We start from the raw sequence: 21,464 nt of genomic DNA, 5'->3' as shown, positions 1-21,464 counted from the left end.
TCATCGGGCCGCGGCGAGGTGCGTTGCGTGTCTCTCTGCTTTTCCTGCAATACCTGGGTCACCGGCTGACGCCTCTCCTTCGGCGGAGGAACCACCCCGAGATGAACATGAGCACGACCAGCCAGATGACGCCGATGGCGGAGGCATAGCCGAGGTTGTAGCTCACGAAGACCAGCCGGTACAGATAGATGGTCAGCGTGGTGCTGCTGTATCCGGGGCCGCCCTGGGTCATGGCCCAGATGAGCGGGAACTGGTTGATGTTCTGAATGGTCATGATGACCGCGGCGATGACGCCCGGGCCGGCCAGGAACGGCAGCTTCACCTTCCAGAGCATGACCCAGGCGCCCGTCCGGTCGATGCGCGCCGCCTCGATGACCTCGTTGGGTACGGACCGCAGCGCGGCGGTGAACACCAGCAGGAAGAACGGGGCGGTCTGCCAGATGTTCGCCACCGTCGTCGCGAACAGGGACCATTGGGTCGAGCCGAGCCACGGTACCGGCGAGTGCGCGAGCCCGCTCTTCATGAGCAGGTCGTTCACCAGCCCGCCCCGGTCGAGGAACAGGAACTGGAAGAGGAAGGCGGTGACGATCACCGGGACGGCCCACGGCGTGAGCAGCACTGCGCGCAGGAACCGCCACGGTCCCTGCAGGTTCTCGGTGGCGAACGCGAGAGCGAGACCGCCCAGTCCGCCGCCGACAAGCGAGACGACCGCGAAGATGGCGGTGTTCTTCAACGACTGCCAGAACACCGGATCGTGCCCGATCTTGGAGAAATTCCCGGTGCCGACGTACGTCGCGCCGGCGTCCCCGGTGATGAGGCTGTAGTCGAAGACGGACAGCATCACCGCCCGCACGATGGGGTATCCGATGACCACCACCAGGATCACCATGGCGGGTACTGCCATCCAGTCAAGCCACGGGTAACGGCTACGCCGCTGGCCCGGCCGCGGATACTTCGCCCGCAGCGAGGTGGAAGTCACTTCTTCGCCTTTCCTTTCCGAGCCTTGTCGATGGGCCCGCTTTCCGTGTCGGACGGCTGTCGCCACCGGCCGGCCCATGCGACCAGTGATGGCACGCGAGTGGCCCCCCACCACGAGGGCGGGCGGGCCGCCGGCGTCGGATCTACTGGAGGGCTCCCTGGAGCTTCGACTGCATTTCGTCCGCGACCGCGGTGACCGGCTGGTTCCCGGTCATCATCTGCTGCACGCCGACCATGATCGGGTCATACGCCTTGGCGTACTTCGGTCCCCACGGCGGCCGCACCATGGTCGGCGCGACATCGTCGCGGAAGGCCTTCAGCGCGGAGTCCTTCTCGACCAGGGCGTTGACCGCATCGCTGGGCTTGGACACGGGCGGCAGCGCGCCCTTGTCGGCGACCACGTGGTTCAGCGCCTTCTCGTTGCGCGTCATCCACTGGATGAAGGTCCAGGCCGCGTCCTTCGCCTTGGAGCTCTTCATGATGGCGAGCTGGTGGTCCTGCGGAACGCTGAACTTCTGGCCGCCCGGCCCGGCCGGGAGGGTGGTCACGCCCCAGGTGTCCTGGAACGTCTTGTCATCCATCTTCGAGGCCGACTTCATGGTCGGTTCCAGGATCGGCTGGTCCCAGCTGAAGGCCACCTTGTTCTGGGCCGCCAGCGGGCGGAAGTAGCCGATCTTCTGGTTCACCTCGGTGTAGTGCTCGGTGGCGAGGGTCCGCATGAAGTTCAGGTAGTTGGCCATCTCCGGGGTGGTCGCCTGCGCGCCGCTGCTCGCGATCGGCTCGGCGCCGAAGGTACGCATCCACGACCAGTTCACGTCCAGCCCGAAGACCCGGTTCGTCGAGTCGACCCCGAGCGGGATCACGCCCGGCAGCTTCGCCTTGATGGCCTTGAGGTCGGTGAGCAGTTCGTCGATGGTCTTCGGCGGGCTCTGCGGATCGAGGCCGGCCTGCGCCATCAGCTTCTTGTTGTACCAGAAGCCGACCGGCTGAACCGCCCACGGAACCGCGACCAGCTTGCCGTCGACGCGGCTGACATCGGCCACGTTCTGCGGGATCTCCGCGAGGTAGTCCTGCCCCGCCCTGGTGTCCAGCGGCTCGAGCGCCCCCGCCGCGTTGAAGTCCGCGGTGTAGTTGCTCGCCGTCTGGACGACGTCCGGCGCGCTGCCGGACTGAACCTGGAGCAGTACCTTCTGCTCGATGTCGCTGAACGGGATCGGCGAGATCGAGACCTTGATGTTCGGGTGCTCGGTCTCGAACTGCTTGACAAGATCTAGCGTCGACTGCCTGGTCGCCGGCTCCGCGGCGTCCCAGGAGGCGAAGGTGAGCTTCGTTGTTCCATCCGAGGCACCGCTACCACCACCGCAGCCCGCGAGGCTCAGGGACGCGACGGCCAGGGCAGCGGCCATGGCCGTCATGCCGATCCGCCAGCGCCGCAGCGGCCGGCTCGTCCGGAGGATGGTCATGCGAGCCGAGGGTCGAATCGTCATCGGACCTCCACTGTCATCCAGAGGCCTTTGGTCTGACCTCTGGTCTCGGTAGACTGCACAAATATCAGCTAGATGTCAATGGGCCGCCGCCAAGGCGACCGATTGTGACGTTCAGGTGTCCTGCATGCGGGACGGATCGGGCCGATTGTCGGCGCCTGACGTCCGCGATTGCTGAGGTCATACCTCAGTTACCAAGAACTTCTGGCCTGCGGACGGCACGCGGCCTCGGGCCTGCCTGGCCGCCCGAGCAGCCGGGCAAGGCGTTCCCGGGCGGCCGGGCAAGGCAGCGAGGGCAGGCGGGCAGGGCGCCGGCTGCCCGCGCGGCAGCCACGCGTCGGCGCGAGCGACGCGTGGCTGCCGTCACCGGCGACAACCGCCGGAACCTGGAGCTGGAAGCACCGAATCCGCTCGTGCGGAACCGGCTCGACCTGTCATTCGTCGGTCAGCCGCACTCCGGACCCGTCGCTGACGATCGTGTAGGACTGGCCGTTCAGGGTGACGCCACGGAGTCTCGCGTCGACCCCGCGCGGCGTGGCCGGATCCCGCAGCGTCACGCCCTCGCCGTCCGGCGAGTATCCGAAGAAGTCCTGCAGGATGACCGAGGTGAAGGCACCGCCGTTGTTCTCGTTGTACTGCTGCCGTGAGATTCGCGGAATCACCCGGCCTGACCGCCCGAACGCGAGGGCGCCGCCGTTCCGGCCGGCTGCCCAACGACCGCCGACCACGCTCTGGACGGTCCCGGTCACGACGTCGATCGTGTCGTCGCCGCTGCCCTCGTCCATCGGCAACCGCAACACCAGCGCCGGGTCGTCGGCACCGTGGGCGGCGTCGGCCGCGTACAGGTCCGCGATCTCGGCCGCGGACAGACTCCGGTTGTACAACCGCACCTCGTCGACGGCCCCGGTGAACCTCGACTCCGGGTCCACCGGATCGGCACCCACGATCAGGTTCGTACCCGGCGCGGGCCCGAGGCTGCCGCGGGCCGCCGTCGTACCGCTCAGCACACCGTCCACGTAGACGGCGACGCGCTGCCCGTCGAAGGTTCCGACGACCTGGTGCCACTCCCCCACCGGTACGGTGGCCGTGCTGACCGCCTGCCGGAAGGTGGTACCGACGGCGACGGCGAACGAGATGACACCGGCGCCGCCTCCGCGCAGGGCGTAGCCCAGGCTCGGCGCCGTCTTCGGGAACCACGCTCCGGCGAAGCCGACCTTGGCGACGATGCTGCCCGCCGACGTCTGCGCCGGCCAGACTTCCGCCTTGATCCAGGCGACGACCGTCACGCCGCCCACCGGGTTGAGGTCGGCTCGATCCCACACGACGACCCGGCTCGGCTCGGACACCAACTGGTGGGACTGGGAGAACGGACCCTCCGCGCCGACGCAGTCGAATTCGGTCAGCAACCGGCGCATGAGCTCGTAGTTCCCGAATCGGCCGGCGACCCCGGCCGCCAGCGCGGGCCAGGCGTCGTACGCACCGTTGGAGCCGTGGTCGGGCCGCAGGGAGTCCGGCGCGTTCGGGTCGGACGGCGAGAGGGCCCGCAACCAGCCGCCGGCGAGCAGCTCACCGGTGAGGAACGCGGTCATCTCGGCGCGCATCGTCGGCGTGAGATCGTCGGCCAGCAGCCTGCCGATGGTGTCGCAGTCGTAGATGTGCCGCACCGCGACCCGGGTGCCGTCGTTGTGCACGCTCTGCCACACGCCCTCCCCCGGTACGTACAGGTCGAGCACCCGAGCGGCCAGGTCGTCCGCCTGCGCGCGCAGCTGGCCCGCCACGCCGGTCTCCCCGCGCCGCTCGCGTAGCTGGGCGACCTGCCGCATCATCCACACATTCGCGGCGTTCAACGACGGCACCTGGTTGACGTAGTTCGACACCTGCTCGAGCAGGTTTCCGCGGGCCCCGTAGTCGGCCAGGCCGGTCGCGGCCACAACCCGTTTCTGCCAGCTGAGCGCGATGGCCTGCAGGTGGTCCAGGACGGCGAGCCCGGCGACCGGCTCGTCGAGGAAGGCGAGATCGCCGGTGAACGTCACGTAGGTCAGCAGCATCGTGAAGACCGACAGGTCGTTGGCGCTGTACCACGGCCCGACCAGTTCTCCGCTCACGGCGTCGACGGCATAGCCGTCCTCGATTCCCAGCTCCAGCCACCGGGTCACTTCCGCTCGCGCCACGGCGGGGTCGAGCAGCACCAGGAGGGGCGCGAAGAGCGCGGTGTCCCAGAAGTACACCGTCGCGACGCCCCATTGCGGGCCGGCGGTGACGTACGTGCGCGGCGAATGCTGCGGGTAGTTCGTCCGCTCCAGGGCGAGGACCGAGACCACGCCCCGGTAGTAGAGGTCGTGCAGCGCCGGGTCCGCCGTGTCCAGGACCGGCAGGCTGCCGGAGAAATGGTCGTTGTCGGGCTTGAACGCGTCCGCGAACCGCTGCTCCCAGCGGACCTTGGCCTGCGTGAACAGTGCCGGGTACCGGGTCCGCGCGGCGATCGCGGCCGCGGTGGCCCCGTCCGCGTCCCCGGCCGCCGCCACCACGATGCGGATGGTGCGCCGCTCGCCGCCGTCCAGCGACAGGGCCCAGCCGGCCGATCCGGAGCTGCCGGCCGGAGCCAGCTCGTCCGGTTGGTCGGGGAAGGCGAAGGCGGTCGCGGCGGCGCTCTTGCTGTCGGTCACGGTGAGCACCCGTCCGCCGTCGGCGAGCTGCCCGCTCCAGGCGGAGAAGTTGCCGTACTGCCGCGGAATCGTCCACTCCCAGGTGCCGGGGTAGGAGCGCAGGTAGCCGCCGAGGTCGAGATCGACACGTGCGTCGGCGGGTCCGGCACCGGCGTTCGTCAGTTCCAGCTCGAGGAGGACGAGCTGCTGTTCGAAACCCATGCGTACGGTGGCCCGCAGTTCGATGGTCCCGACCGTCGTCCGGCGGACCACCTGGTAGGGATACCACCGGCTCTCGTGCGCCTGGACGTTGACGCCGTTGAGCGCCAGACGGGCGCACTCGCCGCCGAGGGAGAGCGGGGGGAAGGACAGTTCGGTGAACGACAGCAGGTTCGTCGCCGCGTGCAGCGAACCGGAGAAGTTGTTCACCGAGGGCAGGTTGAGCAGGGTAGCGGTCGACATCCACTCCCCGGCCAGGGCATCCAGGGTGGGGACGGCGCGGCCGGGCGTGCCCGGCGGCGATCCGGCCGCGGCCGGCGCCTGGCCGAGCGCCGCCGGGGCCGCGAGTCCGGCCGCGGTGATCGAGAGAGTTCGAAGGAATGCCCGGCGGGTGATTTCGGCAGGCCATCGCACGAGGGGTACCAGCCTTTCGCGAACGGTGGGGCCGTGACGTCACGGCCGGGGATGCGCGCCGGGGCGCCGCTGGCGGATCCCTGGCAACGCAGGACGAAGAGGCAGCCTGCGCGGGCTGTCGGGCCCGCGCAGGCTGTCCATCCAGGTACTAACCACCGACTCCGATCGCGAAGACGTGCACGCCGCGGATCCGGCCGTTGGGCGCGACGATGCAGCCGTCGATGAGCGCGACCGCGGCGACCTCCTTGCCGCTGTCGATCGGAACGCTCTGGTAGAAGACGTACATCGGGTTCTTCTTCACGCCGTTGTCGGAGTTGTAGTACGCCGTGGTGGCGATCAGGTCGGTCCCCGGCATCGGCGCGAAGGTGTTCCGGTCGATCATGAAGGAGAACTTCGTGCTGGTGCCGTCCGTGTACAGGACCTTCCCTCGCGCCACGCCCGTTCCGTAGGAGCTCGCCGCGAGGAACCCGAGGGTGGAGCCCCGGCCGGACACGGCGACGGTGTTGCCCAGCGCCAGCATGTTGTCCGGGCGCCCGGGCTCGGTGTCCGGCCAGGTGAACGTCACGCCGTCGTGCGTGACGGTCGCTCCGGGGGCGAGGCCCACGGCGGCCAGCGCTTCCCGGGAGTAGCTGTTCCCATTGTTGTCGAAGTCGGCGGCCGAGGGGTTCGCGTCGGCACTGATACCGGCGTTGTCGTACGCCTCCGGCGCCGTCGTGGCGAGGTACACCGGCGCGGTCATCTGGGTGGCGCTCGCCTGCCCCCGGATGGCGTAGGCGGCCTGGGCGGTCAGCGTGGTCGGCGCCGCGGGGGTGACCGCCGCGGGCGCGGTCACCCGCCACTGCCGCGTGGCCGAGAAGCCGGGAGCCACGTCCGAGGACACTCGTCCGGCCAGCTCCTCGACCGTCCATCCGTCGGGCGTGCGCAGCGACAGCTCGGTGTTCTCGAGCACCTGGGACGGTAGGCCGCCCGGATTCGGGTGTACCTCGCCCTGGGGGGACGCGGCGGTGATGCGTACGGAGCCCACGCCCAGCGTCGGGTGGCTCGCCCGCACCGTGATCTCCCCGGGGAGCCCGGCCAGCGTGCGGACGTAGACGGCTCCGGCGCCGCCGTTGTCGCCGAACGGGAAGGCCGCGTTGGTCACGGTCGCGGTGACCGTGGCCTGCTCGCCCGGACGGACGAGCTCCGGGGTCGACTTCACCTCGAGGGTCACGACCTCGCCCACGTACGCGCCGGGCCCCACCACGTCGAGGGTCACCAGGCCGTCGGCGTACGGCCGGGGCGCGCCGTACTTGTCGACCGCGCGGAAGCCGACGCGGGTGCCGTCGGATCCGTCGGCCACCAGTTCCGTGTCATCGGCCCACACCAGGAGGCGATCGCCCGCGGGATCCCCCGCGAAATTCCGGGAGAGCACCAGGTTGCCCGCCACGTAGCCGTCCAGCCGCAGTTCCGGCTTGGCCGACCCGTCGATTCCAGTGGTGTCGAGGTAGAACGGCGGATAGGCCAGGTACGGGAATCCCGCGGCGTCGGGCGTGAGGGTGGCGTAGTGCGTCCCGTCCAGGTACGCCTCCAGCCGGTCACAGTTCGACCAGATCGTGGCGGCGGTCCCGAGACTGGTGACCGGTGACGTGGGCCCGAAGTCCCAGTAGAACGAGGGCTGGATGACGGGCCGTACGTCGGGGCTCACCTGCGACTGGTAGAACGCGGCCCCGGGCTTGGGAATCCGGAAGGTGTCGGCGACACCCGGCCACTTCATGCTCTGGAACGTGTTACCCGCCAGGGAGTCGTAGTCGAAGCCGCACCAGCCGAGCAGGCCGGTGTACCCATTCCTGGACCGGGCGGTGTTGTGCACCTGGGCGTGCAGGCGGGCCTGCGCCGCCTGGACGGCCTGGGTGTCGAACCGGCGGTAGCCGGGCGGACCGGCGAGCGCGCCGACGGATTCGCTCACCAGGTAGGGAATGCCGGCGGGCGGCGCGGAGATCGTCGCGTTGCCTCGCGAGTTCCCGTAGTCGTCGTAGGAGAGGACGTCCTGCACCCAGTTGGTCAGACTGCGCGACGTGCTCGACCCGGAGGTCTGGCGGGTGCCGTCCAGCGCGTACGTCAGGTTCTTCGTCCGGGTGTAGAGCTCCGGGTTGCGGTCCGACTCGTTGACCTGGGGAGCCCAGATGATGATCGAGGGACGGTTGCGGTCCCGGATGACCATGTCGTGGACGTTCTGCACGACGAGTTCCTGGAACGCCTCGTCATCCGGGAGATAGCCCCACCCGGGCGTCTCCTCCCACACCATGATGCCGAGCTCGTCGCACGCGTCCAGGAAGGCCGCCGCCTGGGGGTAGTGGGAGCAACGGACCATGTTGACGTTGAAGTCGTGCTTGAGGATCAACGCGTCCTGCCGTTGCACCCGGTCCGGCATCGACATGCCGCCGTACGCGTAGACCTGGTGACGGTTGAGGCCGAACAGCTTGAGCCGGTTCCCGTTCAGGAAGAAGCCGTCGGTCCGGAAACGCGCCTCGCGGAAGCCGATGCGCCGGGCGAAGTCGTGTACCGGCTGGCCCCCGATGCGCAACGTGACGACGACGTCGTAGAGGTTCGGGTGGTCGGGGTCCCAGAGCTGGACGTCGGTGAGCCCGCCCAGCGTGAGGTTCGCCGTCACCTGGCCGGACTGGCTGATCTGGACCGGCGCCGAGACGCTGCCCACCTGAGTCCCGCGGTAGCTGAGGACGACGTCGAGTTGCGCCGGGCCGGGCAGGCCGAAGGCGGCGTCGACCGTGCACTCGACCTCCACCCGGCGGGAGGCGGGGACCAGGACGTCCATCGGCTTGGCGAACACGTCCGCGATGAAGACCTGCGGCACCATCCGCAGGGACACGTTCCGGTACAGGCCACCCGGCTCGAAGTAGTCGACCGTGGGAGCCCCACCGTCGTTGCCGTCCGGCGGGACGTTCTGCCAGGTCGCATCCAGGTCCACGGCGAGGACGTTGTCGCGGTCCGTCAGGAGGTCGGTCAGTTCGTAGCTGAACGGCAGGTACCCACCCTGGTGTGCGGGCAGGGCGTGTCCGTTGAAGGTCGGCCGGGCAGTGGTGAGTGCTCCGGCGAAGTCGACGAACGTCCGCATCTGGCCTGAGTTCGCCGGCGCGTCGAAGTGTCGGCGGTAGGTCCACACCTTCTGCCACTTCGTGTAGTCCCACTGCCGCCAGCCGAGCGGGGCGACGCAGTGCGGAACGTTGACCGGGGCGAAACCACGGTCGTCGAAGGAAGGCTGGGCGCTGCCCTCGGACGAAAGCCCGAACAGCCAACCGAAGTTGAGCGACATCGTCCGGGCGGCGGAACCCTGAGCCGCTCCGGAGCTGCCGCCGGTGCCGGTGGCGGCATCGGCGCGGCCGCCGCCGAGATAGCCCCAGCCGGCTACGGTCAACGCTCCGAGGGCGGTCGCCCGGAGGAATCCACGGCGGGCCATCTTCTGCCCCGTTGACTGCTCTGGGGCTCCATTCGTTTCGGCACTCACGGGAGAAACACTCTCCTTACACTGGTCAGTCGACCGGGACGGGGTTCAGCTGGAACGTCAGCTCGATCAGGCTCACGGAGTGAGCGGGGAAGGTGGCGGTGACCTGGCCGGAAGTCGCTTCCAACGGCCTCCGGTGCAGAGACACCGCCGTGGGGTTGTCTGGTGTGTTGTAGGAAAGTGCGGAGTCCGCGTTGAGCGTCGTGACGGCGCCGCGGAGAAGCTGAGTGCCGGCGGCCGTGATGGTGGTGGGCACCGCCGTCCGATCGGACTGGTTGATGACCACGAGCGTGATGGTGTTGCCGCTGTGGGCGGCGACGGTTTCCAGGACCGGAAGTTGGGTGCCGTCCCGGAGTGAGAGCGCGGGTATCGCGTCGGACTGCACGGTGACCTGTTGTTGACCGCCGAGCGGCCGGAACAGTTGTTCCACCAGGGCCGCCGGCTCGACAACGGTGTCGGGGCCGGGCCCGACTATCGCGGAGTTCACGTTGACGTTTCCGTTCGGCACGGTGGAGCCGAACGGCGAGCCGGCGAGCAGGTACTGCTCGGCGAGCGGGACCCCGAGATCGACCCATTCCCGGAGCAGACCGGCGAGAAGCAGACTCTGTTGCAGGGTGAGGTGGTACTTCGGCTCGAAGGTCGGATTCGAGCTCTGCAGTTGACCGAACTCGGTGAGGACGATGTCCACCTCGGCGGCCCTGGGCCCGGCGGCCTGGTCGATCTTCGCGCGTAGCTTCCGCACCTGATCGGCCAGGACGTCGGGCATGGCGAGCAGTTCGGAGTTGTAGTCCGCTTCGGGAAGGCTGTTGGAGATCTGGCCCTGCGCACGGCTGTTCCCAGGGCGGACGTACGGGTGGGTGGCGACGCAGTCGTAGGGGTAGGTGGATCCGAGGTTCTGGAAGTAGGCGCCACCGGCGGTCGGGTCGCTGGACGAGCCGAGGCACACGTGGATGGCCGGGTTCACGGCCTTCATCTCGCGGTAGAAGTCCACGAACCCGGGATGGGGTCCCGAGTCGTAGCTGGCCGTAATTGAGGATCCGGCCGGAGGAATGGCGCCGTGGACGCCGTCTCCGAAGACAATCTGACCCGTTGCGGCGTCGAGGCGGTAGACCGTCGCGGTGGACGCGGCGTCGGAGAGCGATGCCACCTGCGTCCACGGCTGGCCGCCGACGGAGACGGTGACGCTGGATGGTGCCACCGGCGGATAGTCGACGTACTTCTCCTGCGCCGGCTCGCCCGTACTGACCGACGCGGCCTGGCTGCTGTCGGCCCCGTCCCCGACGGGCTCGTCGGTGAATCGGGTGGTGCCGCCGAAGTCGTAGAGACAGGCCTTCACGTTGTCCACGGGGCAGGCACCGTTGGCGTACGACACGAGCGACCCGCCCAGCCATCCGGCATTCGCCTGGGTGTTCACCTCATTGCCGACCTCCCACCACGGGATGTCGTAGGGCGCCGGGTGACCGTTCTTGGCCCGCAGGCCGGCCCAATACTTTGGGTCGGCGGGGTCGGTGATCGGCCGGCCCGGTGCCGGCAGCGTCATGTAGGCCACGTAGTCCCGCGCGTCCTGCAGCGACTCCGAGTGGTTGAGGATCACATTGCCCGTGGCGCCGGTGAGCTCCATCAGTTGCCCGAACTCGTCCGGTCCGAGCTGCGATTGTTGCGAGCCGTTGCCGAAGAAGGTGTTCGGCTGGCGGTCCTGGAGTGGCCCGATCGCCCGCTTCCAGTGGTAGAAGGAAGCCAGTGTGCCACCGGGGAAGCGCTGAGCGCCGTACCCGACCTCCCGCACCTGGGTGAGGAAATGCGGGTAGAACAGCGTGGTATCCGGCTTCATGAAGTCGGACTGGGCGTTCCAGCCCACGTTCGAACCGAACAACTGCGGGTGGATGAACCGGATCGGACTGTTGATGTCGACCTGGAGGCTGGCCTGCCCACCGGCTCGCGCCGGAGCCGGCGGTCCGATGACGGTGAGCAGAACGACACTCAGCGCGGTGCCGACGGCCAGCGCCGCGACGCCCGGGCGGGGCCGGCGGTGGAATTTGACCATGGATACTGCTCCGCTCGATGGGGGTAGGGGAGCTACGGGATCAGCCCGAGCGCGAAGATGTGGATGTGGTTGGCGATTCCGGGGTGCACCGCGGGGGCTACCGGGTCACGGTGTGCGCTGGACAGTGATCGCGACCTCCTGGGTGCCGAGCGTGGGATGGGTGACCCGGAGCAGGACGCTTCCCACTCCCCCTTCCCGCGAACGGATCCAGATGGCGCCGGCGCCGCCCGCGTCCCCGAAGGCGAACGGGTTGTCGCCGATCAGCTCGGCCGGTCCGTCGATGGCGAAGGCCACGTCGCCGGTGACGAACGGCCGGGGCGCGGCGTACCGGTCGACCGCACGGAAGACCACCCGCGTGGCGTCGATGCCATCCCCGTCGATCTGCTCGTCGTCGACCTCGACCGCCAACTGGTCGAGTGAGCGGTCGGCCGAGAAGCGGCGAGAGATGACCCGGGCACCGCCGATGAAGCCGTCGATCCGCAACTCAGGTAGCCGGTTCGCCCCGTCCTCGACCGTCAGGTCGGCGAAGAACGGCGGGTAGGCAAGGTTGGCGAACGACTCGCGGGCCGGCTGGACGGTCGCCAGGAGCTGGTCGTCGACGTAGACCTCGAGCGTGTCGCAGTTCGACGCGATCAGGGCGTTCGCGCCCGGGCCGTCCGGTGACTTGGGGCCGAAGTCCCAGTAGAACGCCGGTTCCAGCACGATGCGCTCGCTCGGCTTGACCTGCGACCGGTAGAACGACGCCCCCGGCTTGGGAATCCGGAAGAGGTCGCACACGCCGGGGGTCTTGACGTCGCGGATCGAGTTGCGCGGGGAAAGGTACTCGAAGGCGCACCAGGCGATGAGGCCGGCGTACCGCGGATCCGCTCCCGCGGCGTTGTGGACCTGCGCGTGCCGCAGCGCCTGGGCCTGCTGATCGGCGACCGGGTCGGTGCGCAGGTACGTCTGGGTGAAGTCGCCGAACGGCCGCTTCTGCCCCACCGCCTCGCTGATCAGGTAGCGCGGGGCGCTCGGCGGGGTCAACGTGTTCATGTCGTCGCGGTAGTCGTTCTGGCCCCGGACGTCGACCTGCAGTTTCTGGGAGCCGTTGTACGCGCCGGTGGTCTGCCGCGACGGGTCGAGCCGGTGCGCCAGATCGTTCAGGCGGGTCTCGAACGCCGCGTTGGCCGCGCCCTCGTTGATCCGCACCGCCCAGAGGATGACCGACGGGTGGTTCCAGTCCCGACGGATCATCGCCTCGACGTTCTCGGCGGCCACGTCCTGCCAGGCGGCGTCCCCGACATACTGCCACCCCGGCATCTCGTCCCAGACCAGGAGCCCGAGCTCGTCGCAGGCGTCCAGGAAGTGCGGCGACGGCGGGTAGTGCGAGCTCCGGATCATGTTGACGTTGAGCTCGTGGCGCAGGATCTCGGCATCGCGGCGCTGCACCCGGGCGGGCATCGCGTAGCCCACATACGGGAAGCTCTGGTGGCGGTTGAGCCCGAACAGCTGCAGGCGCCGCCCGTTCAGGAAGAACCCCTGCTCGGTGAACTGCGCCTCCCGGAAGCCGACCCGGGTGGTGTATTCGTGCACCGGCTTGCCGCCGTCGTTGTCCGCCACCCCCTCACGGAGCCGGACGTGGACGTCGTAGAGCCGCGGGGCGTCGACGTCCCACAACTCGACATCCCGGAGCCCGTCGATCGAGAACTGGACCGTGTCCTGTCCGGGAGGCACCGTCGCGGTGGCCTGGCCCAGCAGCTGCTCGCCGTCGCGGAGGTCGGCTTCCACCACGAGCGGTCCGTCCAGCTCGCCCTGCAGGTAGCACCGGATATCGAGGGCCCGGTCCTCGGTCAGCACGCGCACCGGCCGGGCGTACACGTTCTCGAGGAACGTCCGCGGCATCAGGCGCAGCGAGACGCTGCGGTAGAGGCCGCCGAACGTGTCGAAGTCGACCCGTACCCGGGCGGGGTCGTTGCCGAACTTGCCGCCGAACGGCGGGATGTCGGCCCGGGTACGCCGTGAGTCGACCTCGACCGCCAGGACGTTGTCGCCCTGCCAGTCGACGTACGGCGTCAGCTCGAAGGTGAACGGGGTATAGCCGCCCCTGTACTCGCCGAGACGCTGGCCGTTGACGGTGACCGTCGAGGCCGCCACCGAGCCACCGAAGTCCACGAACACCCGCTGGCCGCGGGCGTCGGGCGGCAGCGTGAAATGGCGGCGGTAGATGGAGATGAACTCGTACGGCGACCGTCCACCCGCGTACTCCCCGGGAAAGTCCGGCGGCCGTACGTCGTGCCACGACAACCGGGTGTTGGAGTGCGGCAGGGTGACCAGCTCGAACCGGGAGTCGTCGAACCCGGGCAGCACCGACCCGGCGACGGCTTCCCCGCCGAACAACCACTCGTGGTCGAGCGGGATCACCCGCCCGGCGGGGCCCCGCGACACCGGGCTCGTCGCGGCCCACGCCGACGACGAGAGCGCCGCCGCGCCCAGGAGTCCCACCCCGCCGGCCCGTAGGACGTTTCGCCTGCTCACCGGTCTATCAGAGATCCACTTGTCTCGCATAGGTGCCTCCTGGGCCGTGTCGATCAGAAGTCGAGCGTGTTAGGTAATCCTCATGGTCTGTGGTCAGTGGTTATACCTCTCGGCCCGGCAGGGGTCAAGAATGTCGATCTAGCGCACGAGCGCCACCCCGCCGAGCGCGACCAGCGCGATGAGAACGGAGGACACCGCGCCCAGGGCGACGCCCGGCCACCCGGTCCGCAGCAGCGCGCGCAGGCGAACCGCGGATCCCATGCCGAACAGCGCGGCGGTGAACAGCACCGCCTGGATCGTCTTCAGCGGCGCCAGCAGGGCGTCCGGGACGGTGCCCACGCTGCGCAGCACCATCATCGCGAGGAAGCCGGCGACGAAGAGCGGGACGACGGGCGGCCTCCTGGTCCCCGAGGTCTCCGCCGTGCGCCGCCGCCACAGGCTGACGCCGGCGATCAGGGGAGCCAGCAGGATCACCCGGGTCAGCTTGACGACCACCGCGGTGGCGAGGGCAGCCGAACCGACCGCTCCCGCCGTGGCGACGACCTGCGCGACCTCGTGCACGCTCGCGCCGGCCCAGATCCCGAAGGACGCCTCGGAGAGATGGAGCAGTCCGTCCGCCAGGGGACGCCCTGGAACGCGCCCTGGGGGTACGGCGCAACGCCGCCGCGCCGGCGCTGCAACTGTCCTCGAACGCCGCGGTGAAGGTGGCCGTGGAGGCGGGTGTCGCGCCGGCTGTTCTCAGCGGGCTCGCGGTCGCCGCCGAACTGCGCGAAGGCCGCCTGGTCGAGGTACCCGTTGCGAACCTCGACCTACGGCGGCCCTTGCGCGCGGTCTGGCGTGGCCGGACCCGGCTGGCCGAACCCGCCGCCCGGCTGATCCGGATCGCGCGGGGATCGGCCGCCTGAGGGGGCTCTCCTCAGCCGCGGTAGGAGTGGGGCGACAAGCCGGTCACTCCGGGCCTGCACCGGAACAGCGCCCCTGCGTACGGCTGCTCCGCCAAGTCGTCGCTCGTCAGCCCGGAACGCGCTGAGGTGATGTACAGCTCGTCGAGCCCGGAACCGCCGAAGGTGCAGCTCGTGACCTTCTGGACCGGCAGCCGGATCACCCGGTCGAGGACACCGTGCGCGTCATACCGCCGCACCGACCAGCCCCTGGCCATCGCGATCCAGATGCCGCCGGCGGAGTCCACCGTGAGCCCGTCGGGCCGACCCTCCGCCTCCCGCAGATCCACCAGGACCCGCCGGTTCGTGATCGAACCGGTCTCAAGATCGAAGTCGAAGGCATCCACGGTACGGGCCGGCGTGTCGATGTAGTACATCGTGTGGCCGTCCGGGCTCCAGCCGAGACCGTTGGACAACGTTACCGAGGTGAGGACCGGCACGATGCGACCGTCGGGCTCCAGCCGGTAGAGCCCAGCCTTGCCGGGCGACGACTCATCGATCATGGTGCCGGCCCAGAACCGTCCTGCGGGGTCGCACTTGCCGTCGTTCATCCGCTCACCGCGGTCGACCGCACCGAGCCAGGTGGTCTGGCCACGCTCCTCGCTGTGCAGCGCGAAACCCCGGTCCGCGGCCAGCACGAGTCCGCCGTCGGCACAAGGTGCCACCGCCCCGACCGGGACGTCGAGTTTGAGGACGACGCTGTCGTCGCCGTCGGGCCGATAGCGATGGACCTCCCCGGCGAGGATGTCCACCCAGAGCAGCGACTGCCGGTCGGCATCCCACATCGGGCACTCCCCGAGCATCGCCCGGCCGTCGACAACCACCTCGACCTCGTCGCTCATTTCGCCTCCCGCCCAGCCAGACGCGTGGCGGCCAGCCCCACGCGTACGACATGAGTCTGCCGGACCGTCATCCGCGTCACGCCATCCCCATCGCGAAGACATGCATACCGCTGGTGCGCTGGCCTTCGCCCACCACACCCCCGATGGGCAGGGTGACCGCCATGACCTGCTTGCCGGGCGTGATGTCGACAGCGACGGCGTTTACGTAGACGGTCTGCTGACGCTGGCCGCGGGGGCGCCCACCGATGCCCTGAGAGTTGACGTACGGCATCGACGCGATGGCCTCGTTGTGCGTCGGCGGGTACCACCAGTTGTCGAGCGTGACGGTGTAGGTGCTGGTCGTGCCGTCGGCGTAGTAGATGGTCCCCTGGCCGCCCGCGTCGTCGGGGCTGCTGCCGCCGAGGAACACCAGCTTGTGGCCGGAGCCGGACAGCAGGATGATCTGGCCGGTAGCGACGACGTTGTCGGGGCTGCCGGCCGGAACGTCGGGCCAGGTGACGGGCACGTCTGCGTACCGCAGCTCGGCGCCGGGGTGGATCCCCGCCGCGGCGAGGGCTTCGACCGAGTAGCTGTTGCCGGCCCCGTCGAGGTTGGCGGAGTCCACGTCGGCGTTCTGGCTGATGCCGACGTTGTTGCGTGCGGCGGCCAGCGACGCGTACGGCACGATCAATGGAATGGCGCTGGTGCTGACGCCCCGCTCACCGTGCGCGGTGTAAACCGCCTCGACGACGACGGTGGCCGGACCTTGCTTCGCCGTGCTCGGGACCGCAAGCTGCCAGGACGCCGCCACCTGCTGCCCGCTGGTGACCCCGGTGAACGAGGTGCCGCCCGTTGCCTGGGCGGTCCACCCATCGGGGAGCCGCAGCCTCAGCTCGACGCTCGTCAGGTTGGGCAGGCCGTTGTTGGTGAAGCTCGCGTTGATCGTGCTCGTCCCGCCTGCCTCGGCGAGGACGGAGCCGGGGGTGGCCTGCAGAGTGCCGTACGGGGCGGGAGCGCCACCCGGTGCGGGAACCGTCGCCCGGGTCGTCGCGGTGGCCGTCCCGAGGGTGGGGTGCGCCACGGTGACGGTGATCTCACCGGGGGTGTTGCGGATCGTCCGCAGCCACACCGCGCCCACACCCCCGGCGTCGGCGAACGCGAACGGATTGTCGCCGACCAGCACCCCGGGTCCGTTGACCGAGATCGTCACCGCTCCGTCGACGTAGGGGCGTGGCTGCCCGTACCGGTCCACCGCCCGGAACACCACCCGCGTCGCGTCCGCGCCGTCCCCGGTCAGGTCGGCGTCGTCGATGGTGACCGCCAGCCGGTCGCCCGAGGGGTCGGCGGAGAACGAGCGGGAGGCGACCTTGGTCGAGCCGAGGTAGCCGTCGATGCGCAGCTCCGGCCGGCCGCTGCCGTCCACGGCGCTGAAGTCGACGAAGGACGGCGGATAGGGCAGGTTGCCGTAGTTGGTGGTGTCGGGGGTGACCGTGGCGAGGTGAGCCCCGCCGACGAAGACCTCCAGCCGCTCGAGGTTCGAGCAGATCATGGCCTGGGTCAGCTCGTTGACCGGCGAGAACGGGCCGAAGTCCCAGTAGAAGGCGGGCTGGATCACCGGACGGACGCGCGGGTCGACCTGGGACTGGTAGATGGCCGCGCCCGGCTTCGGCACCCGAAACAGGTCGATGACCCCGGGGTACTTGATCTGCTGGTAGCGGTTTCCGCTGCCGGATTCGTAGTCGTAGCCGCACCAGGCCAGCACCCCGCAGTGCCGGTTGTCGCCGCCGGCGATGTTGTGCACCCGGGCGTGCGCGATGGCCTGGCCCTGCTGCGCGTCCTGCCGGTCGATGCGGCGGTAGAAGATCGCCGGGCCGGACAGGGTGCCCACCGCCTCGGTGACCAGGTAGGGCAGGTCGGTGCGCGGCGACATGAGCCCCGGAAGCTTCCGCCCATCCGGTCCGATGCTGTTGGAGTAGTCGTTCTGGGCGAAGACGTCCTGCTGGTAGTTGGTGGTGTTGTGCCGACCCGCCATCGCCCCGGCCGTGGGCCGGCTGTCATCCAGCGAGCGGGCCACCTCTTGGGTGCGCGTGTACAGCGTCCGGTCGTCGGCTGTCTCGTTGAGGCGGGCGCCCCAGATGACGATGGAGGGATGGTTGCGGTCGCGGCGGATCATCTCGGCCACGTCGCGCACGGCCAACTGTTTCCAGTCGTCGTTGCCCAGGTAGCCCCAGCCGGGCACCTCATCCCAGACCAGGAGCCCGAGTTCGTCGCAGGCGTCGAGGAAGGACTCCGCCTGCGGGTAGTGCGAACAGCGCACCATATTGCAGTTCAGGTCATTACGCAGGATCTCAGCATCCTTGCGCTGTCCCCGTGCGGCGACCGCGCCCCCGGCGAAGGGCAGGAACTGGTGCCTGTTGAGCCCGAAGAGCTTGACCCGCCGCCCGTTCAGGAAGAAGCCATCGAGCTCGAACCTGGCCTCGCGGAAGCCGATGCGTACCCGGTAATCGTGGATGGCCGTACCGTCGACGGACAGGGTGACGATCACGTTGTACAGGTTGGGGTCGTCGATGTCCCACAGCCTGATGTCGCCCAGCCCGCCCAGGGTGGCGTTGACCGTGATCTTGCCCGTGCCGTCGGCCTGCACCGGGACGGTGGTCGAGGTGACCTTCCGGGCGCCGTCCCGAAGGTCGACGGTGAGCGCGACGCTGCCCTGGGGGACGACGGCGGCGTCCAGCGTGCACTCGACCTCGACGCTGCGCCGCGCCGCGTCCAGCACGTGCGCCGGCTTGGCGAACACGTCGGCGATGAAGACCTGCGGGACGATTCGAAGGTTGACGTCGCGGTAGATCCCGCCCGGCTGCCAGAAGTCGACGCTGGACGAGGCCGCGGACCCGATCCGGTTGGGCGGGACGTTGAGGTTGAACCGGGAGTCCAACACGACGGCCAGGACGTTGTCCTTCGGCTTGAGCAAATCGGTGAGTTCGACCGAGAACGGCAGGTAGCCGCCCAGGTAGCCGGGCACGTCGTGGCCGTTGACGGTCACGCTGGAACCGGTGAGTGCCCCTTCGAAGTCGCAGAAGACCCGCATGCCGTCGAAGCCCGGCGGGGCGTCGAAGTGCTTGCGGTACAGCCAAACCCGCTCCCACATGCTCGGGTCCCAGTTGCGCCAGGACAGCGGGGTGACGTTGTGCGGCAGGGTGACCGTGGCGAGGTCCGCGTCGGGGAATGCGGGGGCGGCTCCCCCGGGCACGGACGGCCCGAACAGCCAGTGGGCGTTGAAGGGGATCCGCACCGCGGCCGGTCCGGTGACGGCGCCCGCCGCGTGGGCGGGGCCGCCGTCGAGGAAGCGCCACGCGACCACGGCGCCGAGGCCGACTGCGGTGGTCCGCAGCAGCTGGCGCCGGGAGAAAGAGCCGCCACGTGGCGTCGGCGCGGCCGGGTCGAGTGAGGGGCGGGCCATCGCGACGCTCCGATCTGGTAGAGGTCAGACCTCAGGCATACTTCCGTCACAATGTCGCGGCTGTCAACCCCCGGTGGGCGTCGCCCCGATGTGGGACGTCGATCGATCCTCCCCGGGTGCGAGACCCGGGCACGGTTCATTGACGGCGTTCAGGGCGAGGGCTAGCGTCGCGGCCAGACCTCTGTCATCTGCCAACCCCGGAGCTAGACTTCGCGGAGGGACAAGCATGATGTTGATACGGAAGGCGGCCGCAGCCGCCTCGGCGTGCGTGCTGGCCGTAGGCCTCAGCCTCGTCGGCACCCCACAGCCCGCCGCCGCCCTCGACAACGGGTTGGCGCTGACCCCGCCGATGGGCTGGAACCCCTTCAACCACTACAAGCGGGATGCCACCGCCGAACTCGTGAAGGCCCAGGCCCGCGCCATGGTCGACTCAGGCATGAAGGACGCGGGCTACACGTACGTGAACCTCGACGGCGGCTGGAACCTGCCGGAGCGCAACGCCGCCGGCGAGCTGCAGCCGGACCCGAAAAAGTTCCCCGACGGCATCAAGCCCGTTGTCGACTACGTCCACTCCCTTGGGCTGAAGTTCGGCATCTACAACGGCGCCGGCCTCATGAACTGCGCGCGCACGAGCGCCGGCAGCTACGGGCATTACGAGCAGGACGCCCGGCTGTTCGCCTCGTGGGAGGTGGACTACCTCAAGTTGGACTGGTGCGTCGTGCCGTACGAGAACCACCCCGACATGACGCGCGAACAGGTCGACCGGATGCTGGCCGTGCAGATGCGCGACGCGCTGGCCGCGACCGGACGGCCGATCGCCTACAGCCTGAGCGGCGGCGGGGGGTCGGGCCTGTGGAGCATGAGCGAGGTCTGGCGGTGGGGTTCGGAGTACGCGAACCTGTGGCGCACCTGCGGCGATATCGGCGACAACTACCGCAGCATGGTCAAATGCTTTCAGCTCACCGTGGCTCACCACGAGTACGCCGGGCCGGGCGGTTGGAACGATCCGGACATGCTGCAGGTGGGCAATGGCGGCATGACCACCACCGAGTACCGGAGCCACTTCAGCCTCTGGGCCCAGATGGCCGCCCCGCTGCTGGCGGGCAACGACCTCACCACCATGTCCGCCGATATCCGGGAAATCCTCACCAACCGCGAGGTGATCGCCGTTGACCAGGACCCACTCGGCCGACCCGGCTATCCGGTGGCCAACACCGACGGCCACTGGGTGCTGAGCAAGCCACTGGCGGACGGCGGCCGGTCCGTGGTGCTCTTCAACGACACGGCGACCCCCGCGCTCATCACCACCGGCGCCACCGAGGTGGGCCTTCCTGCCGCCCCGGCCTACCAACTGCGCGACCTGTGGCAGCACAGCACCACGGAGACCGCCTCGACGATCAGCGCCGTCGTGCCGCCGCACGCTGTGGTGATGTACCGGGTGAAACCGATCGCCAACCCCACGTCGGCGCCGCCGCACATCCTGACCGGGCTGTCCCCCGAGGCCGCCTCGGTCACCGCGGGCCAGCCCATGAAGATCAGCCAGACCTTCACCAACACGGGAGCGCTGCCCGCCACCGACGTCGAGTTGCGGCTGAACACCCCGGCCGGCTGGGCCGTACAGGCCGGCTCGGCGACCCGGTTCCCCATCGTGCACACCGACGAGACCGTGCAGGTGAACTGGACCGTGGTGCCACCCGCATCACCGGACCCCGTCACCACGGCAACGCTCACCGGCACGGTCGGCTACTGGTACGAGCCGAGAACAGAACAGGCAAGCGCCTCCGGCGATGTCACGGTCACCGTCGTCGGGTCCGTGACCGAGCCCTACCGTGCGTTCGCCTCCACCCCGGCGCATCTCGGACAGTCCGGCTCCCGCTTCACCATCAAGGCGGACGGTGCCGACATGTGGACCACCCGCGACGACTACGGGACGGTCTACGTTCCCGGTGCCCTGGGCACGACCGGCACCGCCACCATGCAGGTCACCGCTCAGCAACCGGTCGACGGTTGGGCGAAGGCAGGCCTCATCATTCGTAACGACCTCACCCTGCCCCGCTCCTCCCCCGGGTACCTCATCCTCGCCGTCACGGCGGAGCACGGCGTGGTGCTCCAGTGGGACTCCAACGCCAATGGCTACATCGACATCGGTACCCCGAGCGGGGGTGGCGAGCCGGTGGCGTTGCCGGTCTGGCTCAAGGTGGTACGGGACGGCGATTCCTTCACCGGCTACTACTCCACCGACGGCGGCTCGTGGACATCCGTCGGTACGGTGTCGGTTCCCGGGACGACACTCAGCCAGGACGTGGGCATGTTCGCGACCTCGCACCGCCTGGGCACCATGGGCCGCGCCGATTTCACCGACTTCATGGTGAGCTGACCCCAACCAGCCTGGCCCGGCGTCCGACGTGCGGCAGCCCGCCGCACCGGCCGCCGGGCCGGCTGGTG

At 69.4% G+C, this 21,464-nt stretch carries 11 protein-coding genes; 2 read left to right on the top strand and 9 right to left on the bottom strand.

Features of this window, described 5'->3' with window-relative positions:
* Positions 1-58: 58 nt before the first annotated feature.
* The 7 genes from ONA70_RS11325 to ONA70_RS11295 form a co-directional block, all read right to left on the bottom strand.
* On the bottom strand, positions 59-904 hold the full coding sequence (locus ONA70_RS11325; protein ID WP_265006337.1) for a carbohydrate ABC transporter permease: 846 nt from the start codon (positions 902-904) through the stop codon (positions 59-61).
* A 217-nt stretch (positions 905-1,121) separates the two neighbouring features.
* Entirely contained in the window at positions 1,122-2,441 is a 1,320-nt protein-coding gene (locus ONA70_RS11320) for an ABC transporter substrate-binding protein (RefSeq protein WP_265006336.1), read from the bottom strand.
* A 455-nt stretch (positions 2,442-2,896) separates the two neighbouring features.
* Positions 2,897-5,569 carry a LamG domain-containing protein gene (locus ONA70_RS11315; protein WP_265006335.1) on the bottom strand — a complete coding sequence of 891 codons (2,673 nt, stop codon included), beginning with the start codon at positions 5,567-5,569 and terminating at the stop codon, positions 2,897-2,899.
* A 319-nt stretch (positions 5,570-5,888) separates the two neighbouring features.
* The gene (locus ONA70_RS11310; RefSeq protein ID WP_265006334.1) at positions 5,889-9,194 is read right to left on the bottom strand and encodes a glycoside hydrolase family 2 protein; all 3,306 of its coding nucleotides are present in this window, start codon (positions 9,192-9,194) and stop codon (positions 5,889-5,891) included.
* A 73-nt stretch (positions 9,195-9,267) separates the two neighbouring features.
* The gene (locus ONA70_RS11305; RefSeq protein ID WP_265006333.1) at positions 9,268-11,283 is read right to left on the bottom strand and encodes an alpha-L-arabinofuranosidase C-terminal domain-containing protein; all 2,016 of its coding nucleotides are present in this window, start codon (positions 11,281-11,283) and stop codon (positions 9,268-9,270) included.
* Positions 11,284-11,388: 105 nt separating this feature from the next.
* Positions 11,389-13,797 (bottom strand): glycoside hydrolase family 2 protein, encoded by a 2,409-nt coding sequence (locus ONA70_RS11300; RefSeq protein ID WP_265006332.1) that lies wholly within the window; start codon positions 13,795-13,797, stop codon positions 11,389-11,391.
* A 138-nt stretch (positions 13,798-13,935) separates the two neighbouring features.
* The gene (locus ONA70_RS11295; protein WP_265006349.1) at positions 13,936-14,406 is read right to left on the bottom strand and encodes a YeiH family protein; all 471 of its coding nucleotides are present in this window, start codon (positions 14,404-14,406) and stop codon (positions 13,936-13,938) included.
* A gap of 20 nt (positions 14,407-14,426) precedes the next feature.
* Here ONA70_RS11295 and ONA70_RS11290 point away from each other — a divergent pair, with 20 nt between their 5' ends.
* Positions 14,427-14,702, top strand: coding sequence for a LysR substrate-binding domain-containing protein (locus ONA70_RS11290; RefSeq protein WP_265006348.1), 276 nt, complete (start codon positions 14,427-14,429; stop codon positions 14,700-14,702).
* 11 nt (positions 14,703-14,713) lie between these two features.
* Here the strand turns inward: ONA70_RS11290 and ONA70_RS11285 are convergent, their stop codons facing one another.
* Together ONA70_RS11285 and ONA70_RS11280 are read right to left on the bottom strand one after the other, a co-directional pair.
* Positions 14,714-15,580, bottom strand: a complete 867-nt coding sequence (locus ONA70_RS11285; RefSeq protein ID WP_265006331.1) for an SMP-30/gluconolactonase/LRE family protein — start codon at positions 15,578-15,580, stop codon at positions 14,714-14,716.
* A gap of 76 nt (positions 15,581-15,656) precedes the next feature.
* The gene (locus ONA70_RS11280; protein ID WP_265006330.1) at positions 15,657-19,019 is read right to left on the bottom strand and encodes a glycoside hydrolase family 2 TIM barrel-domain containing protein; all 3,363 of its coding nucleotides are present in this window, start codon (positions 19,017-19,019) and stop codon (positions 15,657-15,659) included.
* Positions 19,020-19,107: 88 nt separating this feature from the next.
* Between ONA70_RS11280 and ONA70_RS11275 the strand changes: the two genes are divergently transcribed.
* Positions 19,108-21,396: an NEW3 domain-containing protein gene (locus ONA70_RS11275; protein WP_265006329.1), complete on the top strand. Its 2,289-nt coding sequence runs from the start codon at positions 19,108-19,110 to the stop codon at positions 21,394-21,396.
* The last annotated feature ends 68 nt before the right edge of the window (positions 21,397-21,464 follow it).

It is taken from the genome of Micromonospora yasonensis (assembly GCF_026013475.1).
Taxonomy (GTDB): domain Bacteria; phylum Actinomycetota; class Actinomycetes; order Mycobacteriales; family Micromonosporaceae; genus Micromonospora; species Micromonospora yasonensis.
This window is presented reverse-complemented; position numbering and strand designations above follow the sequence as displayed.